This window comes from Pseudomonas sp. RC10, assembly GCF_038397775.1.
Lineage (GTDB): Bacteria > Pseudomonadota > Gammaproteobacteria > Pseudomonadales > Pseudomonadaceae > Aquipseudomonas > Aquipseudomonas bambusae.
In genome coordinates, this window is record NZ_CP151650.1 from 4,321,727 (window position 1) to 4,340,761 (window position 19,035).

Below are 19,035 nucleotides of genomic sequence, written 5' to 3' on the forward strand. Positions count from 1 at the left end.
GCATGCTGGCTGAGTCCGAGTCCAAGATCCCTGAAAACGCCGCCGCGCCCCCGCGTGCCGGCTCGTTGGCGCGCAGGCTGGTGTTGGCGACGCTGGCGTTCTGCATTCTGTTTACCGTGGCCACCGTCACCGTCAGGACCTGCTTCGCCTGGAACACCAACCTCTCCAACATGAACGCCGAACTCGGTCTGATCGATCAGGTGTTCCAGGGCACGTTGTCCAAAGCGGTCTGGGAAATGGACAATGAGGCCTTGCAAACGCAGATCGACAGCGTGGCCCTTGCGGCGCCAGTGGGTCGCGTCGAGCTGCGCATTCTGCGCCCCGGCCGGCCACCGGAAGTGCTGGAGCGTCAGCATCCGGGCCATGGCACTTCATCACTCGCCCCCGCGCTACACCGTCAACTGACCGTCGTTCCCTACCCCGGCGCCAATGAAGTGGTCGGTGAACTGACCATCGAGGGCGACGAAAGCCTGCTGTGGAAACGGCTGTGGAAGGAAGTCGCGGTCATCATGCTGACCCAGATCATTCAGTCGCTGGCTCTGGCCGGGTTGATCATGGGCATGTTCAACCGTTCGGTGACCCTGCATGTGCGCCGTATCGCCGAGCACTTGGAACAACTGACGCCGCAGAACCTGAAACACCATCTGGCGCTCGGGCGCGGCAGCAAGGTCAGCGACGAGCTGGACCTGCTGGAAGCCGGGGTCAACGACCTGCAAGACAAACTGGCCAATCACCTCGAACGCCAGACCCGCGACGAACTGGCCCTCGCCGCCAGCCGCGATCAGTTGGCCGAGTTGGTGGAGCAACGCACCGCCCAGCTCAAGGCTGCCAATACCCGGCTGGAGGCCATGACCCGCTTCGATCCGCTCACCGGCCTCGCCAACCGTCGTCACTTCGACGAAGTGAAAGAGCTGGAATTCAACCGCGCCTTGCGCCATCGGCAAGCTTTCTCGGTGCTGATGTGCGACATCGACTATTTCAAGCTCTACAACGACAACTACGGCCACGCCAATGGCGATCAATGCCTGCGCGATGTGGCGTTGACCATGAGCGCGCTGTTTTCGCGCTCCGGCGAATTGGTGGCACGCCTGGGTGGCGAAGAGTTCGCGGTGCTGCTGCCAGGACAAAGCCGCGAACAGGCGCTGTGCTCCGCCGAACGTTTGCAGGCGCTGCTCGCCGACCAGAAGCTGCCTCACAAAGGCTCGGGGGTGTCGCCGTACGTGACGATGAGCATCGGCATCGCCGAACTCGACCCCGCCAACATGGACCGTTTCGATCAACTGCTGCAAAGCGCCGACAAAGCCTTGTACCGCGCCAAAAGTCAGGGCCGCAACCGGTGTGAGATCTGACCCGATCAGGGAGAATGCGACATGCGCCGTACCCGCTATTCGATCAAACAGCGCTTGGGCGTGTTATCGGCCAGCGTCCTGGTGCTGGTGTGCCTGAGCGCCCAGGCCGAGACGATGCACGTCGTCACCGAGGATTCCTCCTACAGCTGGCTCCAGGACGGCAAAGTCGCGGGCCCGGCCAGCGAGATCGTCGAAAAGACCCTCGTCAATGCAGGACTCAAGGATTACCACATGGCCCTGTACCCGTGGGCGCGGGCGTACGACATGGCGCGGCTCGAACCGAACGTGGTGATTTACCCCATGATCCGCAACGCCGAGCGCGAGACGCAGTTTCACTGGGTGGGCGAGCTCGAACCGGTGATCCAGGTGTTCTTCAAACTGCGCGAGCGAAAAGACGTCGCTGTCGGCACGCTGCAAGACGCGAAGAAATTCACCATTGGCGTCGTCCGTGACGACGCCCGCCAGCAATACCTGGAAAGCCAGCATTTCAGCCGAATGGTGGTCTCCGCCAACAACCTCGACAACCTGCGCAAGCTGCTCAGCGGCCAAGTTGCACTGGTGCCCATGCCCGAGCGAGAAGCCCGCGACCAGTGCCGCGACCTGAACGTCTCCTTCGACCTGCTGGAAAACGTGTACACCATCGACGACCTTTCCCAGAGCCTCTACATTGCCCTCAGCCTGAAAACCCCGCCTGACACGGTCCAGCGCGTGACCCAGGCCTTCGCTCAGTTGAAAGCAGACGGGAGCGTGGCGAAGGCGCTGGCACCGTAGAGGGGGCCCGTCACGTTTTGGCGCCCCCTGTCGCCACGCCGTTCTCATTTATCCCTGCCGCTGCGGCACCACCGCCTGCAGCAGTTTGCCGAAATGATCGGCGGTGAACGCCACCGGCTCCGAGTCCTTGACGCCTACGGTTTTCTTCAACAGCCAGTCACGACGCAGTGGGTCCAGTTGCAGGCTGTATTTTTCTTGCCCGTGCAGGCTCACACCTGCCAGCGACACGCTGACCTGGCCCTTGGCACCCATGGCGTCCGGCACGAACGCCACCTCATGATTGCCCAGAAAAAAGCTCATGCGCCGGGTCATGAACGGTGAGTTCTCATCCGGGTAACCCTTGCCTTGAGCCAGGTGAGGTTCGTACTCGAAACGCGTCTGGTCAGCGTCGATCAAGGGCTTCAGCCAAGTCCCGACCTGCGCGTAAAGCGCTTCGATGCTGGCATTCCACTGCGCCAGATCGTCCTGAAAACGTTGCTGTTTCTGTTCTTCGTAGCGTTGATTGGCCGCCAGCAGATCGCTGAGGCGTTGAATCTCGTCCATAACGGCGATTCCCGGTTCACGCAGCCGAGTATTCGGATGCGTGAAGGAAGGGTGGCACAGCCACGGCAGGGTGTCGCGTCAGATCGTCGAACGATCAGGATTTAGGCGGGATGACTTCCAGTTGCGACAGGCGATGGCCCTTGACCAGCGCTGCGTCGATGTCGGTCTTGGCGGTTTCGGCGGCAGCCTGGGAATCGAACGGGCCGATCATCACCACTTCCTTGCCTTCGACCTTGACCACGTACGACGGGTAATGGTGCTCGACCAGCCAGTAGGCCATGTCGCTCAAGGCTTCTTTCAAATGAACGCGAATGGTCCACTGCGATGAAGCCGGGGTCGGGGCTTCCGCGACCGAATCGGTGGCCGGAACCTTGGCGGGCGTCGCCGGTTTACCACCGTCGCACCCTGCCAGCATCAGCACCGCCACCATCATTGCCATCTTGCGCACGTCTGTCGCTCCTCGGTTGAAGTGGCGAGAGTCTATCACCGTGGACCTGACCAAGAAGCAGGGTAAAGAATCGATGAATGGGGTGCGGGCACTGTGAATCAACGTTGGCGCGCCAAAGCTGCGACGTTCCGACGCGGGTCAAACGGGATATTGATCGCAGGCGGCGCAAATAGATGGAACCGGTTCTGGACGCGTCCACCTAATGATCAGCTTGGGGAGGTTTCCACAAGCCCTGTGCCAATCCGGGCACATTTTGAGAGGTGGTTAACGTGGCTAAAGATGACAAGAAAAGCAAAGGCGAAGCGACGAAAGCCAGCAAGGACCTGAAGGATAAAAAAGCGACGTCGGCGAAAAAAGCGGCCGCGGCTTCAGCGCTGTCCAAATCTTCCGAAAAGAAAGACAAGAAGAAAGACGCTGAGCCGAAAAAATCGGCCAAGAAGGCTGACAGCAAGCCTGAAAAGGCCAAGAAGTCAGAGAAAGCCGACAAGCCTGCAAAAAAGAAAAAGTGACACCGGTCATTCGCTAGGGCTTCACGCCCTAGCTTCTCCGGCTGTAGATCGTCCCTGCGCACACTCCGCCATCGATCAAGCAGAGCAAAGGTTTTGATCAGGCGCCCTCGCCCAACTCGCGCATCACCGCATACAGCGCCGATTTCGCTTCAAAGCCCACGCCCGGGATGTCGGGCAGGCCAACGTAGCTGTTCTCGACTTGGATGCCATCAGCAAAGCCCCCGAATGGCTGGAACACATCCGGGTAGGATTCATTGCCACCCAGATGCAGGCCAGCGGCGATGTTCAGCGACATCTGATGTCCACCGTGAGGCACGACGCGGCGAGAGGACCAACCCAGCTCTTTCATCACGTCCAGCGTGCGCAGGTATTCCACGAGGCCGTAGGACAACGCGCAGTCGAATTGCAGGAAATCGCGATCCGGACGCATGCCGCCATGGCGCAGCAGGTTGCGGGCGTCTTGGTGGGAGAACAGGTTTTCGCCCGTCGCCATCGGCAGCTCGTAGTGGTTGGCCAGCTCGGCTTGCAGCGCGTAGTCCAGCGGATCGCCCACCTCTTCGTACCAGAACAGGTTGTAGGGCTTGATCGCTTCGGCGTAGGCAATACCCGTCTTCAGGTCGAAACGGCCGTTGGCGTCCACGGCCAGGCGCTGACCGTCGCCTACCACTTCCAGCACGGCTTCGATGCGGCGCAGGTCTTCTGCCAGCGGCACGGCGCCGATCTTCATTTTCACCACGTCATAGCCGCGATCCAGATAGCTCTGCATCTCAGCCTTGAGCTTGGTCTGGTCCTTGCCGGGGTAATAATAGCCCCCCGCCGCATACACCCACACCTTGTCGTCCGCCACGCCATCGCGGTACCGGTCGGCCAGCAGGCGATACAAGGGTTTGCCCTCGATCTTCGCAACCGCGTCCCACACCGCCATGTCAATCGTTCCCACCGCCACCGAGCGCTCGCCGTGACCGCCCGGTTTTTCGTTGGTCATCAGGGTTTTCCAGATGGCGAACGGGTCGAGGTTGTCATGTTCCTGATCGATCAGCGATTCCGGGTCGGCTTCCAGCACACGGGCCAGAAAACGGTCGCGCATCAGGGCACCCTGTCCGTAACGGCCGTTGGAGTTGAAGCCGTAACCAATCACCGGCTTGCCATCGCGAATGACGTCGGTGATCACCGCGACCACCGAACAGGTCATTTTGGAAAAATCGATGTAGGCATTGGCAATCGGCGAAGCAATGGAAACCGTCTTTTCGCGAATATCGACGATACGCATGAAGTCACTCCTATTGTTTTCAGTGAAAGGTGCAGCGCGTGTTGGGTCTCACTCTAGGGCTGGACCTTTCGCGACGGCCAATGCTAAAAACGCGGCACTCAATGCGCGGACGGCATCACGATGGAACTGGTTTGGCTGGAAGACTTCAATGCGCTGGCCCAAAGCGGCAATTTCTCCCGCGCTGCCGAATTGCGCCACGTCACGCAACCCGCCTTCAGCCGCAGGATTCGGGCGTTGGAGACGTGGGTCGGGGTCGATCTGTTCGAACGCACCACCCAAGGGGCGACCCTGACTGACGCGGGCCAGCACATGCTCGCCAACGCGCAAGAGATGACCCGGCGCGTGTACCAGATGCGCCAGGAAGCGCGGGAGGTCGCCGGAAAGCAGGCACGTTCGTTGCACTTCGCCGCGACCCACTCGCTCTCGTTCACGTTCTTTCCCGGCTGGGTCAGAGCGGCAGAACGTACCAGCCCTATCGAGGCCATTCGCCTGCACTCGGACAACATGCGGGTGTGTGAGCAGATGTTGTTGGGCGGCGAAGTGCAGTTTTTGCTGTGCCACCAGCACCCAGAGGTCCCGCCGCTGTTTCCGGCCGAGTCCTTTTATTCCAAAGTGGTGGGAACCGATGTCCTGATTCCCCTCGGTGCCGGGGCTCAGGAACTCTCCGCCGAGCGCGCGTTAGGCGGTCCGCAGCCATTGTTGGGGTACACCGCCGAGTCCGGGCTGGGCCGAATCGTGTCCGCACGGTTGCGCAAAGAACCCCAGCCACCCCACTTGCAGACCGTGTTCAGCTCTCACCTGGCGGCGGTTTTGCTGTCGATGGCGCTGGAGGGAAAGGGTTTCGCGTGGTTGCCCAGGACCCTCGCCGAGCCGGAAATGACCAACGGGAAATTGTGCCGGGCGCTGGACGAACACTGGGACATCCCGATGGAAATCCGCCTGTTCAGACCGAGCATGGCGTTGAGCGATTTCGCCGAAGATTTCTGGGCGAAGCTCTAGCCTTTGATCGCCCCGCTCACCCGCGGCCTGAACGGCGGTGGCACGAATCCACTTCAGCCAGCACGAAGGCGGTGTATCGCGCTACAATCGCCGGGATTTGGACGACAAACGTCGTAACACCTCTCTCACCCGTGCACCGGCGAACGTGCTTTGATTCAGTTGTTTTTCCATGTCGCCCGACCACACCGAACGCCATGCTGGCATTGTGGTCAATGACTCACATGCCCCGCTAGATACCGAATTAACGTGAATACGCCCATTTCCCCGACGACGGCGCCGATGACCAGCAGCCCGCCCTCGCAGCCCGATCCCGCGCAATGGATCATCTGCGAACACTGCGATTCGCTCTACCACGCCCAGCCGTTGAGCAAAGGGGAATCCGCGTATTGCTTGCGCTGTGCGGCGGTTCTCAACCGTGGCCACCGCATGACCATTGAACAGATGCTGGCGCTGAGCGTTGCGGCGGGGATCATGTTCATCTTCGCCAACGTGTTTCCGGTCATCAGTATCAGCATGAAGGGCCTGTACAACCAGGTGACCCTCTGGGGTTCGGTCGAAGCGCTGGCTCAGGGGCAGATCACCTTGATCGCGATGGTGGCCGGGCTGGCGATCATTCTCGCCCCCGCCCTTCAAATCGCACTGCTGTTCTGGGTACTGGTGCACGCGCGACGCAACGAAATCGCCCCCGGCTTCAAGACCTGCATGCGCACGCTGGAACACTTGCGGCCCTGGAGCATGCTGGAAGTCTGTCTGCTGGGCATTCTGGTGGCGATCATCAAACTCGGCGGGATGCTTGACGTTCATCCCGGCGTCGGCCTTTGGGCCATGGCCATGCTCATGGTGCTGATCGTCCTGATCGCGGGTAAAGACATCCGCAGGCTGTGGGACGATTTGGGGGTCGAGCCCGAATGAACGGCATCCCCTACGCCCGCGAACGCCAGGTCACGCTCTGCCATGTCTGCTCTTACGTCTGCCCGGAAGACGTCGAGGTCTGCCCACGCTGCGATTCGGCGGTGCACCGGCGCAAACCCAACAGCCTGACGCGCACCTGGGCATTTCTCATCGCGGGGCTGATTTTCTACATCCCGGCCAATACGCTGCCCGTGATGTTCACGACGCTGCTGGGCAGTGCCAGTGAAAACACCATCATGAGCGGTGTCATCGAATTCGCCGAGGGCGGCTCCTGGGACATCGCGATTCTGATTTTCATCGCCAGCGTGCTGGTGCCGTGCATCAAGTTTCTGGTGCTGGGCATGCTGTTGATCACCTGCCAGCGCCGCAGCCAATGGGCCATGCGTGAGCGTTCCCGGCTTTACCGTTTCATCGAGCTGATCGGCTACTGGTCGATGCTCGACGTGCTGGTGGTCGCCCTGGTGGCGGCACTGGTCCAGTTTCGCGGGCTCAGCACCATCGAGCCGCGACTGGGCATCCTGTTCTTTGGTTTGGTGGTGGTGATGACGATGCTGGCCGCCATGAGTTTCGATCCCCGGTTGATCTGGGACGCAGAGGTTGAAGATGTCTGATAACGCCCTCCCCCCGTCGGCCCCGGAGCCTGCACGACCGCAGGTCAAGGCCCGCAAAGCCCGTATTTCGCTGGTCTGGCTGGTGCCGATCGTCGCCGGTGTCATTGGCTTGTCGATGGTCATTCACGACTTTCTCAACGTCGGGCCGAAGGTCGTGGTCAGTTTTCTGACCGCCGAAGGCCTGGAAGCCAAGAAAACCCAGGTCAAGTACAAGAACGTGGTGATCGGCACGGTGACCGACATCGCCTTGAGCGACGACCGTACGCACATTCTGGCGACCATCGAACTCAATCAATCGGCCACCCCCTTTACCCGCGCCGACTCGCAATACTGGGTCGTACGCCCACGCATCGGGGCACATGGCGTGTCTGGCGTGGACACCCTGCTGTCCGGGGCTTTCATCGGCGCCGACGCGGGCAGTTCGGACAAAACCGAAAAGAATTTCATCGGCCTTGAAAACCCGCCGCCGGTCACCTTCGGCGAGAAAGGCAAACGCTTCATTTTGCACACCGACGACCTCGGCTCACTCGACATCGGCTCGCCGATTTACTTCCGGCGCATTCAAGTGGGCCAAGTGGTGGCTTATGAGCTGGCGAAAGACGGCAAGGGCGTGGACATCGAAATCTTCGTCAATTCACCCAACGATCAATACGTGCTCACGGATTCGCGCTTCTGGAACGCCAGCGGGGTGGACGTCAGCCTGGGCGCGGCGGGTTTGAAAGTGTCGACGCAATCGCTCACCTCGATCATCTCCGGCGGCATCGCCTTCCGCGAACCGAAGTACAGCCCGGACGCCAAGCCCGCCAACGCCAACGCCGAATTCAAATTGTTCGAGGACCAGACCACAGCACTTGCGCCTCCGGACGGCGAGCCGAAATACATCCGCATGCGCTTCAATCAGTCGCTCAGAGGCCTGGTGGTCAACGCCCCGGTGGACTTTCTTGGCGTGAACATCGGGCGGGTGGTTTCGGTGGATCTGGACTATGACCCGGCGACGGGAACGTTCCCCGGCGTCGTTGGCGCCGTCATTTACCCGCAGCGGCTCGGCGCGGCCAATGACAAACTCAAGGAACAGGCCGGTGGTGGCGACGAAGAAGAACAGACGTCACGGATTCTGGGACGCTTCGTCGAACGCGGGCTGAGGGCGCAAGTGCGCACCGGCAACCTGCTGACCGGCCAGTTGTACGTGGCCATGGATTTTGATCCCAAAGCCCCAAGAATTGCCTACGACCCTAAAGCGCGACCGCTGGAAATCCCGACCGTGGGCGGCAGCTTCGACAAATTGCAGGAGCAACTTCAGGCCTTCGTCGACAAGCTGGGCAAGATCCCCATCGACGATCTGGCAAAAAACCTCAATGGCAGCCTGATCGAACTGCAAAAGACCATGAAAACCGTCAACGGTCAGGTCCTTCCGCAAATGACCGGCACTTTGCAACAGGCGCAGAAAACCCTCGGCAATGCCAACGACACGCTGTCGGACGACTCGCCTGCGCGGCAGCAACTGGGTCAGGCGCTGGATGAAGTGCAGCGCACCGCCCGCTCGGTTCGGGTGCTGACCGACTTCCTCAGTCGCCACCCCGAATCGCTGATTCGTGGCCGCTCCGGCGATGCCGCACCCGGTTCCTACAAAGGTTCGTCCTCTTCCCGTGAAATTGCTCCGGAGCCTGCCCAATGACTGTGCGTACTCACCTGCTGGCCGTCGTCTGCGCGCTGAGCCTTGGCGCCTGTTCGTCGACGCCGACGCATTACTACACCCTGATCGCCCCCGCTGCTCAGGGCTCGGCGGGTGTCACGCCAGCCCCCTTTCAGTTCGAGATGCAGCCGGTGCTGATGGCCGTTCAGGTGGATCAGCCGCCGCTGGTCGTTCGTCAGGGCAACGGCAGCCTGGCCATTCTGGAAAACGAGCGCTGGGGCGCGCCGTTGGGAGATGAATTTCACGACGCGCTGACCGGGGAGCTGGAACGTCGCTTCGGTTCTCGCGATCTGGCCGGCTTGCCCAAACAGAGCGACCAGCCGGTTCTGACGGTCCGAACGGACGTGCGTCGCTTCGAGTCGGTGCTGGATCAATACGCCTTGATCGATGTCGTCTGGAACTTGAGCCTGCGTGCCGACGGCAGCAAACGCCAGACCCTCACCTGCAGCAGCGTGATTCGCCAGCCTGCCGGGACGGGTATGGAAAATCTGGTCATTGCCCATCAAAAAGCCGTGTCCAGCCTGGCTAATGCCATCGCCAAAACCGCAAATGAATGGGCTCGAAACACGACAGCCCGCTGCCCTTCCTGATTAAACATTCCGTTTAAGCGGCTTTCTGTCCGGGAGGCCGCTGGCGTCGCGGCTGCCCTAATTCTCACTCGCAACTTATACAGAAAAGCCATTTCGTACAGCTATTAACAAAAATAGATCATACGTACGTTTCACGAAATATCTTTAACAACCGATTGGATCCCTTTCCACTTCAATCGGATGTTCTGTATTGTCACCACATCGTTCATACACTCTCTACGAAACTTCGACGAAATGATTGAGCGCTTTGATTAATCATTCATTCAACTTTACTTGTGTTATGCGTACACCCGCTTGCTGCCGGGCCGACGAAGGCCACCTGCGGATGGACGCTGGAGGCTCATATGACAGGGATTGGTCCGCGACTTCGGCAAGAGCGCACCCGACTTAAACTTTCGCAAAGCGCTTTGGGGGCGATTGGGGGCGTTGAAACCAACGCACAAGGTAACTACGAAAGCGGCGCACGGTCGCCAAAAGCCGATTATCTATTGCGCATTTCAGGTGCCGGTATTGATATCAATTATGTATTGACGGGTTCACGCCTTCTTGAACTTGATAGCACCAAGCCATCTCCGTTTATGCCTGATCATGCACCTGACGAACATCTGGAAAAAGTGACCGAACAGTTACACCGCAATCTTCACGGCCTCATCGACGCGTTGTATCAGATGGCTTTATTGGTGGAAGTGCGCTCCAGTGGCACTCAGGACAACGCCGTCAAACAGGAACTGGAAGTCATCCGCACCGAGGCGCAAGAGTTGGCACAAGCGTCTGTCAGGCTGATTTTCGTCACCTCGAAACTGACGTGAGCCCTTGACCGCTCCGGTGTACATCGCCGCACTTCATAGCGCATGATTCACCGATTCGACGACGCCCCATGGACTTCGCTGTGACCCATACCGCCCCTGATCTGACCCGCTTGACCGCCAGCGCCGCCGCTCGGTTATTACAACGCCGCGAGTTGACCGCGCTCGCTTTACTGGACGCTTGCATTGAGAGGATCGAAGCGCGAGAGCCCGAACTTCAGGCTTGGCGCCACTATGATGCTGACGGCGCCCGAGCGCTGGCACGGCAGTTGGACGGTGGCCCGATCCGTGGTCCTTTACATGGGTTGCCATTAGGCGTTAAGGATCTGTTCGACACCCGTGATTTCCCGTCCGCCTACGGTTCTCCGATCTATAAGGCGCATCGACCCGCCCACGATGCGGCGGCTGTTGCGCTGTGCCGCGACGCGGGCGCCATCGTGCTGGGCAAAACCGTGACCACCGAGTTTGCAACCTTCACCCCGGGGCCCACCGGCAACCCCCACAACCCGGCGCACACACCGGGCGGCTCGTCCAGCGGATCGGCCGCGGCGGTTGGCGCACACATGGTGCCCCTTGCGCTGGGCACCCAAACGGCCGCTTCAGTGATCCGCCCAGCGGCCTATTGCGGCATCGTCGGTTTCAAACCGAGCTTCGGATTGATCCCCCGGGCCGGCATCAAGAGCCTCAGCGAGTCGCTCGACACCGTGGGCGGTTTCGGTCGTTGTGTCGAAGACGTGGCACTGCTCACGTCAGTCATGGCGAACGCCCCGCAATGGCGACAGGTGCCGACAGATCGTAAACCGCGCATCGGGGTGTGCCGCACGGCGTTCTGGGACAGGGCCAGCCCGGCGGCGCAAGCGGCGTTCAACGATGCGGTTCAGCGGCTGACGGCTCAAGGCGCTCACGCGGTGGACGTGACGTTGAGCGATGCGGTTGCGACGCTGGCCGACGTGCACGACGAAGTGATGTCCGCCGAGGCGTTTAAGGCACTGGCCGATGAGCGACTGAATCATCCGGACCTGTTAAGCGAACGGCTGCAGGCCATGCTGGAACGTGGCGGACAGATCAGTTTCGAACAAAGCCTTCAGCACCGGGCACACGTAGCCTCGGCCCGGCACCAGGTGGGGCGTGGCTTCGCGGACTACGATGTGCTGCTGACGCCCAGCGCCTGTGGCGAAGCGGAGTTGGGACTGGAGCGAACGGGCGATCCGCTGTTCTCACGCATCTGGAGCCTGCTGGGCTTGCCGAGCCTGAACCTGCCTGTCGGTTTCGGGCCTCAAGGGTTGCCGTTGGGCATTCAGGTGATCGGACCGGTGATGAGCGACACGGCAACGTTGGGTTTTGCCCACTGGATCGAGCGCAGCCTGGCAAGTTAACCCTCAACTAGATGTTTGGCTCAAAGTGTCGCCAGACGCTGTCACTCCAGAATGAACCCGGCCCCCACAGGATCGGGGGGCCATAAAATCCTGGCCCGACTGAAGACCCTTCGGGTTACCGCCGTTTCAACCGGTCAATGATCACCGCGAGCAGCAGGATGGTGCCGCGAATGACGTACTGGTAGAACGTGTCGATGTTTTTCAGGTTCATCGCGTTTTCGATGATCGCCAGAATCAACACCCCGGCGATGACGTGGCGAATCATGCCGATGCCGCCGCTGAGGGACACGCCACCCAGCACGCACGCCGAAATCACCGTCAGCTCAAAACCCTGCCCGATCATGGGCTGGCCGGAGGTCATCCGCGACGCCAGCACCACACCGGCCAATGCGCCGATCAAGCCGTGCACCGCGAAGATAATAATCTTGGTGCGGTCAACGTGGACGCCCGCCAGCAACGCCGCTTCCTGATTGCCGCCGATGGCCAGCGAATTGCGGCCGTAGGTGGTGTAGTTGAGCAGCCAGCCGAAAAACACGAAACACACAATCGTGATCAGGATCGGCACCGGCACGCCGAACAACTGGCCGTTGCCGAAGACGAAGAACGCTTCGTCGCCCACGCCCACCGCCTTGCCGTTGGAAAAGATGTAGGCCAGGCCGCGCACGATCTGCATGGTCGCCAGCGTGGTGATCAGCGCGTTGATGCGCAGTTTGGCGATCACGATCCCGTTGATCAGCCCCACCAGCAAGCCCATCGCCAGCGCCGCCGACACGCCAAGAAACACGCTGTCGGTGTCGCGAATCACAATCCCGGCGATGACCCCGGAACAGGCCAGCACCGAACCGACCGACAGGTCGAAATGCCCCGACGCCAGGCAAAACAGCATGGTGCACGCGGCGATGCCGACCGTGGAAATCGCCAGCCCCAAGCCGCGCATGTTGAGGGGCGACATGAAGTTGTCGATGAGCAAGGCACAGAGCACGAAGATGCCCAATGCAGCCAGGAGCATCGCCCAGTCGTCGAAGAATCGGCGCAGGTTCATGCCTTGGCGGGGAGCCGTCAGGCGGCTGGTTTCGGTAGACATACGCACCTCGTTTTTATTTTTCACTTGGGTGATCCGGTTTTTCAGCCGCGGGTACGCGGCAACGCCAATTGCAACAACCGTTGTTCATTGGCCTCGTCGCGAGACAACTCGCCGGTGATGGCGCCTTCGCTCATGACCAGAATCCGGTCGGAAATGCCCATGACTTCCATCAGATCGCTGGACACCACGATCACCGCGATGCCGTCGGCCGCGAGGTTATGGATGATGTCGTAGATCTCGGATTTGGCACCGATGTCGATGCCACGGGTAGGCTCGTCGAGCAGCAGCACCTTCATCGGCATCGACAGCCAGCGACCGAGAATGGCCTTCTGCTGATTGCCGCCCGACAGAAACAGCATTTGCTGTTCCGGCGAAGGCGTTTTGACGTTCATCGCGCGGATCTGCTGTTTGGCGTTGTCACGCTCCCAGCGGCCCTGAATCAGACAACCCAGGTGCACATGACGAGGCCGCGCACCGATGTTGATGTTCTCGGCCACGCTGGACAACGGCACGATGCCTTCTTTCTTGCGGTCCTCGGGGCACAACAGAATCCCGGCCGCAATCGCGTCTCGGGGCGACCGCAGATTCAACGGTTTGCCGTCGAGTTGCAGGGTGCCCGCCTGGGTCCGCGTCAGCCCCGAAAGCAGGCGGAACAGCTCGGTGCGACCCGCGCCCACCAGACCGAAAAAGCCCAGCACTTCGCCTTTCTCCACGGCGAAGCTCACCGGCTCCTGAATGCCCGGCCCTTCCAGCCCGGTCACTCGCAGGCTCGGCCCCTGATGCTGGCGCGGGCGGTAGTTGTAGATGTCTTGAATGTCGCGCCCGACCATGCACGTCACCAACCGGTCATGGTCCAGATCGGCCATGTCTTCGAAGGTGCGCACGAAGCGGCCGTCCTTGAATACCGTCACCGCGTCGCACACGCGGAAGATCTCTTCCATGCGGTGGGACACATACAGAATCACCCGGCCCTCGTCCCGCAGCTTGACGATGATCGCCATCAAGCGATCGATTTCCCGCGCCGAGAGGCTACTGGTGGGTTCGTCGAAGGCGATGACGTGGGCGTTGCGCGACATGGCCTTGGCGATTTCCACCAGTTGCCGTTGCCCCAGCGAGAGGTCCCCGAGTCGGGTGTTTGGGTCGATTTCGTCCGCCAGGCCTTTGAGCAACTCCCGTGCACGACGCACCATGGCCCGCCGGTTGACCATGCCCCAGCGGTTGGGCATGTGGCCAAGTAACAGATTCTCCGCCACCGACATTTCCGGGACCAGATGCAGTTCCTGGTGGATCACCGCAACACCCGCAGCAATGCTGTCGGCGGTGGACTTGAACGCCAGGTGTTGATCGCCGATTTGCAGGTCGCCACTGTTGGGCTGATACGAACCGCCGAGGATTTTTAACAGCGTCGATTTACCCGCGCCGTTCTCGCCCATCAGCGCGTGAACGCTGCCGGGGCGGGCTTCAAAATTGATGTCCGACAGCGCCTTCACGCCGGGAAAGGTTTTGCCGATCCCGTTGAATCGCAAACTGCCGCCGGATGGCTGTAGCTGAACCGATGCCTGTTGCATGTAACCCCTCCTCCTCGCTCCGCCCGATTGGGGTGAAGCGAGGCCTAGCAGATGTCAGCCTGACGCAGGGCGCCAGGCCGCTGATGGCTGCCGCGATTTACTTGTAGAGGCCGATTTTGGTCAGCACGTCCTTGAAGTTCTCGCGGGTGATCAGGGTCACGTCGTCCATGGCGGTGTATTTCGGCGGCTCCTTGCCGGTGGACACCCATTCATACATCTGCAGCGCGGTGTTGTAGCCTTCCTTGTCCGGGCTTGGCAGCATCGAACCGAAGAAGCCGCTTTCCTTTTTCTTCAGTTCATCGATGGCGTCAGTGCCGTTGATGCCGATGCCGATCACGTTGGCCGGAGCGAAACCCGCACCTGCGGTGGCGCGCACGCCGCCCAACACGGTGTTGTCGTTCATGCCGCCGACGATCAGGTTTTTCGCCCCGCTCGGCAGTTTTGGCAGGGCCGCGTTGGTGGCGTCCATGCTGCCCGGCACGTCGAGGGTTTTCTGCGGAGTGAAGAGGATGTGGTCTTCCGGCAGACCGGCTTTCTTCAACGCATCGACCGAACCGTCGGTGCGCTTCTTGCCGGTGTCCAGTTCGTTGTAGGTGTTGATGATCGCGTAGGTCTCTTTCCAGTCCCACTTGCGGTTCTGCGCTTCGGTGGCCATGGCCGCACCCTGTTTCTGGCCCACCTCAAAGGCGGCCATGCCGAGGTACGGCACGTCTTCCATGAACTTGCCTTTGGCGTCGACGAAACGGTCGTCCACGGCCATGACCTTCAGGTCGTTGGCTTTGGCCTTGGCGACGATGGCCGGGCCGAGGGACACGTCAGGCGGGCAGATGACAAAGCCCTTGGCGCCGTTGGCGGCCAGGTTGTCGATGGCAGAGAGGGTTTTTTCGCCGTCCGGTACGGCGATCTTGATGACTTCGAAGCCGTGTTCCTTGCCCGCCTTTTCGGCGAACTGCCATTCGGTCTGGAACCAGGGCTCTTCGGCTTGCTTGACGAGGAAACCGATCTTGACCTTATCGGCGGCCATCGCACCGCTGCTCATTCCAACGATGGCAGTGGCAACAGCGGCACAGCACAGGGAACGAATCCCGTGGCGACTCAACATAGCTAACTCCTTATTTTTATTGACTAGCTACAGCGTCCAGCAGTGAGTGTCGTGACAGCCTGAAGGAGAAATACGCGACAGGCCGAATCGACTGATTACAGTCTTATCATATTATCAATGGCGTCTATGTAACCGAGTGTCACACCTCTACAGCGCTCCCGTGACTCAACCCGCAAAACGGTTCGATGCCAGCCCTTTGATACCGGTTTCGGCCTGCAATACGCTCCCGTCCAGCGCCAAGGCATCGCTGGAAGGACGAGCGCTGGTGACGAACAGCGTGGCCATCTCCGGGCCGCCAAACACGCAACTGGTGGGGTGACTCACGGGCAGGTCCACGATCCGGTCGACGCTGCCGTCGGGCGCAAACCGAATGAGGCAATGGCCGCCCCATCGGGCGTTCCATACGTAGCCCTCGGCGTCCATGGCCGAGCCATCCGGCACGCCGCGCGCATGTTCAGAGGCCCAGACCTGACGTTCGCCCAGGCGGTCGTCGGCCTGAATCGGGTAGCGATAAATGACACCGTCCAGGCTGTCCGCCGTGAGCAGCGCAGCGCCGTTGTCGGGCCAGAGCATCGTATTGACAATCCCCTGGCCGTCGAGCAACGGCGTGACGCGCGCGTTGGCATCGACACGGTAAATCCCGCCGGAACGTCGTTCCAAAGGCAGGTCACCGCCTTCGGCATCGAGGTTGTTCTGCATGCTGCCCAGCCACAGACGGCCCTGACTGTCGCAGCGTGCTTCATTGGCCCGATTGCCTTCGACGGGGTCGGCCACACAGAGCAATGTCAGGGCGGGGTGTTCGGTAGGAGAATCGAGGTTCAAGCGGTACACGCCGCTGGCCAGAGTGACCAATGCGTCACCTTTGACGGTCGGGATGAACGCAGAGACGGGCTCATTGAATTGCCAGTGACGCACCTGCCCTTGATGCAAGCGCAAGGCTCGAAATCCGGCGATGTCCACCCAGTACAGGCTCTGCTGGACGTCGTCCCAGAACGGCCCTTCGGCCAGTTTGAATCGCAGGTCGGAGACCGGCTGCCATTTCATACGCAATGTCCTGTTCTTGTTTTGGTGAGGAAGGCTCGGGGTGCCGTCCTGTGTCACGTCGCCCGCGAGCGGGAAATCACCTCGTTGGCGTTCTCAATCAGACTCATGCAAGCCCACACGCCACGCGCCGGATCACGGGTCGCGATGGCATCGGCCAGGTCCTTGTGCAGCGGCAACGTACGGCCCAATTCGCCCGGCACCGCCGATGACACTTCGAACGAAATCGCCAGCAACGCCCCGAGCGCCGGGAGCATTTGCTCGATGAACTGGTTGTGACTGGCCGCCAGCACCGCCTCGTGGAAACGCTGGTCGGCATGGTTGTAATCGCCCTTGTCCGCCACGCTGGCCGCCAGTTGCAGATACGCCGCCTGAATCTCCGCGATCTGCGCGGGGGTGGCCCGTTCACAGGCCCAACGCACCGCCATCGGCTCGATGGCTCGACGCAAATCCAGCAGATCCGCCACAAAGCTCTCCGGCAAACCCTTGGCCGCTAGCCAACCGACCACCTGGGGGTCGAACAGGTTCCAGTTGCGCACCGGCAATACTCGCGTGCCGACCTTCGGCCCGACTTCCAGCATGCCCTTGGCCACCAAGGTCTTGATGGCCTCGCGGATCACCGTTCGACTGACCCCAAACTCCTCGCCCAACGCCGCTTCGACCTTCAACGACTGCCCCGGCGCCACACTGCCCTGAGCAATCCAGGCCCCCAGGCGGTCCACTGTTGACGCGTGAAAACTATTGCTCATCCATCCGCCCCTTCTTGCGGTGCTTTCCGCAAATCGAGGCTAATCATCATACGATTGACTGTCAAACGGCTGTACAAGGTCAAAAAGCTGGGCTAAACCTGTTCAAACGTCAGGCCTGAGCCTGCCTCTCGGTTAATAGTATTACAATTAATTTTAAAATCGAGCTTTTCGATCCAATAAAACCCAACACAAGATCACTGATGACAAATTAGTCATACCAATGATCGTTTTCAGGCTTCAATTGATCGGCGTGTCAACCTGCTTGCCGCTTGCCACTCGCCGCTCGAAGCTCGCAACTTTCCCCCGCTTCTAAAACAAAAAAGGAACGACGCAATGAGGAAGACGCTTATCCCTGCTATCGGACTGACCCTGCTGGTCTCTGCCCTTCAAGCCCATGCAGGCGCCGGGCTCACGGCCGAACACGCCGCATTCGGCAAACTGCCAGACGGCACCTCCGTGGAAAAATACGTGCTGCGCAACAGCCTTGGCATGCAGGCCACGGTGCTGACCTACGGCGGCACGCTGCAATCGCTGCTGATTCCGGACAAACACGGCAAGACTGAAGACGTAGTCCTCGGTTTCGATGACATCGACGGCTACCTCAACGGCACGGCGTATTTCGGCGCCACCATCGGCCGCTTCGGCAATCGCCTGGCCGACGGCAAATTCACCCTCGACGGCAAGCGCTACCAAGTCCCGCAGAACGACAAGACCAATGCCCTGCACGGGGGAACGAAAGGGTTCGACAAGCAAATCTGGAAAGCCGAGCAGATCAAGGACAAGGGCTGGGTGGGCGTCAAGCTGACCTATGTTTCGGCTGACGGCGAGATGGGTTTTCCGGGGACGTTGAAAACCGAAGTGACCTACAGCCTCAACGAAAAGAACGAACTGCGCATTCAGTACCACGCCACCACCGACAAACCCACGGTGCTGAACCTGACCAACCACAGCTACTTCAACCTTGCGGGTGCGGGCAATGGCGACGTGCTTGATCAGGTCGCCATTGTTCATGCCAGTCATTACACACCGGTCACTGAAAAGCTGATCCCGACGGGCGAACTGCCCACCGTGACCGGTACCCCGCTGGACTTCCTCAAGCCGGTCGCTTTTGGCAAGCGCATTCGTGAGGACAACCAGCAACTGAAATTCGCCGAACCGACTCAAGGCGGCTACGACCACAACTGGGTGCTGGATAACAAAGGCAAACTGTCAAATCTGGCGGCCGACGTGGTTGATCCGAAATCGGGGCGCCGCCTGCAGTTGTTCACCACCGAACCGGGCGTGCAGCTCTACACCGGCAACTTCCTCGACGGCACGGTGAAAGGCAAGGCTGGCAAGATTTACCCGCACTGGGGCGCCTTTACTCTCGAAACCCAACACTTCCCGGACTCCCCGAACCAGCCGAACTTCCCGTCCACACGACTCGATCCGGGCAAGGCGTATACCCAGACGACGGTGTTCAGGTTTTCCAGCAAATAGCCCTCACGTCAGACACTGCATGACCTGAGGCTTGGTCCAAATCCTGTGGAGACGCCGGAGGTTACGACGGCAGCGATTGTGGTAGGTCAGACACGCGTCTGCAAACTGACCCACCGCCTCGCTGCCGTTGTCCCT

The 19,035-nt window shown here is 60.4% G+C and carries 19 protein-coding genes; 11 read left to right on the plus strand and 8 right to left on the minus strand.

Annotation, left to right across the window (positions count from 1 at the left end; genetic code table 11):
- Nucleotides 1-2 precede the first annotated feature (2 nt).
- On the plus strand, nt 3-1,349 hold the full coding sequence (locus AAEO81_RS19800; protein WP_341958661.1) for a diguanylate cyclase: 1,347 nt from the start codon (nt 3-5) through the stop codon (nt 1,347-1,349).
- A 21-nt stretch (nt 1,350-1,370) separates the two neighbouring features.
- Nucleotides 1,371-2,120 carry a transporter substrate-binding domain-containing protein gene (locus AAEO81_RS19805; protein ID WP_341958662.1) on the plus strand — a complete coding sequence of 250 codons (750 nt, stop codon included), beginning with the start codon at nt 1,371-1,373 and terminating at the stop codon, nt 2,118-2,120.
- Between the two features lie 48 nt (nt 2,121-2,168).
- Here AAEO81_RS19805 and AAEO81_RS19810 read toward each other — a convergent pair whose 3' ends face one another.
- Together AAEO81_RS19810 and AAEO81_RS19815 are read right to left on the minus strand one after the other, a co-directional pair.
- Nucleotides 2,169-2,663: a hypothetical protein gene (locus AAEO81_RS19810; RefSeq protein ID WP_341958663.1), complete on the minus strand. Its 495-nt coding sequence runs from the start codon at nt 2,661-2,663 to the stop codon at nt 2,169-2,171.
- 94 nt (nt 2,664-2,757) lie between these two features.
- A complete protein-coding gene (locus AAEO81_RS19815) occupies nt 2,758-3,111 on the minus strand; it encodes a hypothetical protein (RefSeq protein WP_341958664.1) in 354 nt (117 codons plus the stop codon).
- Nucleotides 3,112-3,371: 260 nt separating this feature from the next.
- On the opposite strand from AAEO81_RS19815, the gene AAEO81_RS19820 reads away from it, so the two are divergent.
- Complete coding sequence (locus AAEO81_RS19820) at nt 3,372-3,620, plus strand: hypothetical protein (protein ID WP_341958665.1); 249 nt, start codon at nt 3,372-3,374, stop codon at nt 3,618-3,620.
- Nucleotides 3,621-3,717: 97 nt separating this feature from the next.
- Here the strand turns inward: AAEO81_RS19820 and AAEO81_RS19825 are convergent, their stop codons facing one another.
- Nucleotides 3,718-4,890 carry a mandelate racemase/muconate lactonizing enzyme family protein gene (locus AAEO81_RS19825; RefSeq protein WP_341958666.1) on the minus strand — a complete coding sequence of 391 codons (1,173 nt, stop codon included), beginning with the start codon at nt 4,888-4,890 and terminating at the stop codon, nt 3,718-3,720.
- A gap of 120 nt (nt 4,891-5,010) precedes the next feature.
- Between AAEO81_RS19825 and AAEO81_RS19830 the strand changes: the two genes are divergently transcribed.
- The 7 genes from AAEO81_RS19830 to AAEO81_RS19860 all read left to right on the plus strand — a co-directional run bounded on the left by AAEO81_RS19830 (nt 5,011) and on the right by AAEO81_RS19860 (nt 11,877).
- Nucleotides 5,011-5,889 (plus strand): LysR family transcriptional regulator, encoded by an 879-nt coding sequence (locus AAEO81_RS19830; RefSeq protein WP_341958667.1) that lies wholly within the window; start codon nt 5,011-5,013, stop codon nt 5,887-5,889.
- A 279-nt stretch (nt 5,890-6,168) separates the two neighbouring features.
- On the plus strand, nt 6,169-6,801 hold the full coding sequence (locus AAEO81_RS19835) for a paraquat-inducible protein A (RefSeq protein ID WP_341964573.1): 633 nt from the start codon (nt 6,169-6,171) through the stop codon (nt 6,799-6,801).
- Nucleotides 6,798-7,412 (plus strand): paraquat-inducible protein A, encoded by a 615-nt coding sequence (locus tag AAEO81_RS19840; protein WP_341958668.1) that lies wholly within the window; start codon nt 6,798-6,800, stop codon nt 7,410-7,412. The genes AAEO81_RS19835 and AAEO81_RS19840 overlap by 4 nt, the downstream gene beginning before the upstream one ends.
- Nucleotides 7,405-9,087 (plus strand): MlaD family protein, encoded by a 1,683-nt coding sequence (locus AAEO81_RS19845; RefSeq protein WP_341958669.1) that lies wholly within the window; start codon nt 7,405-7,407, stop codon nt 9,085-9,087. Before AAEO81_RS19840 ends, AAEO81_RS19845 begins: the two co-directional genes overlap by 8 nt.
- On the plus strand, nt 9,084-9,695 hold the full coding sequence (locus tag AAEO81_RS19850; RefSeq protein ID WP_341958670.1) for a PqiC family protein: 612 nt from the start codon (nt 9,084-9,086) through the stop codon (nt 9,693-9,695). Before AAEO81_RS19845 ends, AAEO81_RS19850 begins: the two co-directional genes overlap by 4 nt.
- A 344-nt stretch (nt 9,696-10,039) precedes the next feature.
- Nucleotides 10,040-10,504: an XRE family transcriptional regulator gene (locus tag AAEO81_RS19855; RefSeq protein ID WP_341958671.1), complete on the plus strand. Its 465-nt coding sequence runs from the start codon at nt 10,040-10,042 to the stop codon at nt 10,502-10,504.
- 80 nt (nt 10,505-10,584) lie between these two features.
- Nucleotides 10,585-11,877 carry an amidase gene (locus tag AAEO81_RS19860; protein ID WP_341958672.1) on the plus strand — a complete coding sequence of 431 codons (1,293 nt, stop codon included), beginning with the start codon at nt 10,585-10,587 and terminating at the stop codon, nt 11,875-11,877.
- Nucleotides 11,878-11,992: 115 nt separating this feature from the next.
- On the opposite strand, the gene araH is transcribed toward AAEO81_RS19860, so the two are convergent.
- The 5 genes from araH to AAEO81_RS19885 form a co-directional block, all read right to left on the minus strand.
- Nucleotides 11,993-12,961: an L-arabinose ABC transporter permease AraH gene (gene araH, locus AAEO81_RS19865; protein ID WP_341958673.1), complete on the minus strand. Its 969-nt coding sequence runs from the start codon at nt 12,959-12,961 to the stop codon at nt 11,993-11,995.
- A 41-nt stretch (nt 12,962-13,002) separates the two neighbouring features.
- The gene (gene araG, locus AAEO81_RS19870) at nt 13,003-14,529 is read right to left on the minus strand and encodes an L-arabinose ABC transporter ATP-binding protein AraG (protein ID WP_341958674.1); all 1,527 of its coding nucleotides are present in this window, start codon (nt 14,527-14,529) and stop codon (nt 13,003-13,005) included.
- A gap of 97 nt (nt 14,530-14,626) precedes the next feature.
- On the minus strand, nt 14,627-15,631 hold the full coding sequence (locus AAEO81_RS19875) for a substrate-binding domain-containing protein (protein ID WP_341958676.1): 1,005 nt from the start codon (nt 15,629-15,631) through the stop codon (nt 14,627-14,629).
- A gap of 165 nt (nt 15,632-15,796) precedes the next feature.
- Nucleotides 15,797-16,675 carry an SMP-30/gluconolactonase/LRE family protein gene (locus AAEO81_RS19880; protein ID WP_341958677.1) on the minus strand — a complete coding sequence of 293 codons (879 nt, stop codon included), beginning with the start codon at nt 16,673-16,675 and terminating at the stop codon, nt 15,797-15,799.
- A 53-nt stretch (nt 16,676-16,728) separates the two neighbouring features.
- Complete coding sequence (locus AAEO81_RS19885; RefSeq protein ID WP_341958678.1) at nt 16,729-17,421, minus strand: FadR/GntR family transcriptional regulator; 693 nt, start codon at nt 17,419-17,421, stop codon at nt 16,729-16,731.
- Nucleotides 17,422-17,754: 333 nt separating this feature from the next.
- On the opposite strand from AAEO81_RS19885, the gene AAEO81_RS19890 reads away from it, so the two are divergent.
- Nucleotides 17,755-18,900 carry an aldose epimerase family protein gene (locus tag AAEO81_RS19890; RefSeq protein ID WP_341958679.1) on the plus strand — a complete coding sequence of 382 codons (1,146 nt, stop codon included), beginning with the start codon at nt 17,755-17,757 and terminating at the stop codon, nt 18,898-18,900.
- Nucleotides 18,901-19,035 lie beyond the last annotated feature (135 nt).

What these genes read in the sequence shown, in the direction of transcription:
- AAEO81_RS19840 (WP_341958668.1), top strand. Translation starts at nt 6,798, where the DNA reads ATGAACGGCATCCCCTACGCCCGCGAACGCCAGGTCACGCTCTGCCAT.
- AAEO81_RS19855 (WP_341958671.1), top strand. Translation starts at nt 10,040, where the DNA reads ATGACAGGGATTGGTCCGCGACTTCGGCAAGAGCGCACCCGACTTAAA.
- AAEO81_RS19880 (WP_341958677.1), bottom strand. Translation starts at nt 16,675, where the DNA reads ATGAAATGGCAGCCGGTCTCCGACCTGCGATTCAAACTGGCCGAAGGG.
- AAEO81_RS19890 (WP_341958679.1), top strand. Translation starts at nt 17,755, where the DNA reads ATGAGGAAGACGCTTATCCCTGCTATCGGACTGACCCTGCTGGTCTCT.
- AAEO81_RS19830 (WP_341958667.1), top strand. Translation starts at nt 5,011, where the DNA reads ATGGAACTGGTTTGGCTGGAAGACTTCAATGCGCTGGCCCAAAGCGGC.
- araH (WP_341958673.1), bottom strand. Translation starts at nt 12,961, where the DNA reads ATGTCTACCGAAACCAGCCGCCTGACGGCTCCCCGCCAAGGCATGAAC.
- AAEO81_RS19805 (WP_341958662.1), top strand. Translation starts at nt 1,371, where the DNA reads ATGCGCCGTACCCGCTATTCGATCAAACAGCGCTTGGGCGTGTTATCG.
- araG (WP_341958674.1), bottom strand. Translation starts at nt 14,529, where the DNA reads ATGCAACAGGCATCGGTTCAGCTACAGCCATCCGGCGGCAGTTTGCGA.
- AAEO81_RS19800 (WP_341958661.1), top strand. Translation starts at nt 3, where the DNA reads ATGCTGGCTGAGTCCGAGTCCAAGATCCCTGAAAACGCCGCCGCGCCC.
- AAEO81_RS19845 (WP_341958669.1), top strand. Translation starts at nt 7,405, where the DNA reads ATGTCTGATAACGCCCTCCCCCCGTCGGCCCCGGAGCCTGCACGACCG.
- AAEO81_RS19875 (WP_341958676.1), bottom strand. Translation starts at nt 15,631, where the DNA reads ATGTTGAGTCGCCACGGGATTCGTTCCCTGTGCTGTGCCGCTGTTGCC.
- AAEO81_RS19810 (WP_341958663.1), bottom strand. Translation starts at nt 2,663, where the DNA reads ATGGACGAGATTCAACGCCTCAGCGATCTGCTGGCGGCCAATCAACGC.
- AAEO81_RS19835 (WP_341964573.1), top strand. Translation starts at nt 6,169, where the DNA reads ATGACCAGCAGCCCGCCCTCGCAGCCCGATCCCGCGCAATGGATCATC.
- AAEO81_RS19885 (WP_341958678.1), bottom strand. Translation starts at nt 17,421, where the DNA reads ATGAGCAATAGTTTTCACGCGTCAACAGTGGACCGCCTGGGGGCCTGG.
- AAEO81_RS19825 (WP_341958666.1), bottom strand. Translation starts at nt 4,890, where the DNA reads ATGCGTATCGTCGATATTCGCGAAAAGACGGTTTCCATTGCTTCGCCG.
- AAEO81_RS19850 (WP_341958670.1), top strand. Translation starts at nt 9,084, where the DNA reads ATGACTGTGCGTACTCACCTGCTGGCCGTCGTCTGCGCGCTGAGCCTT.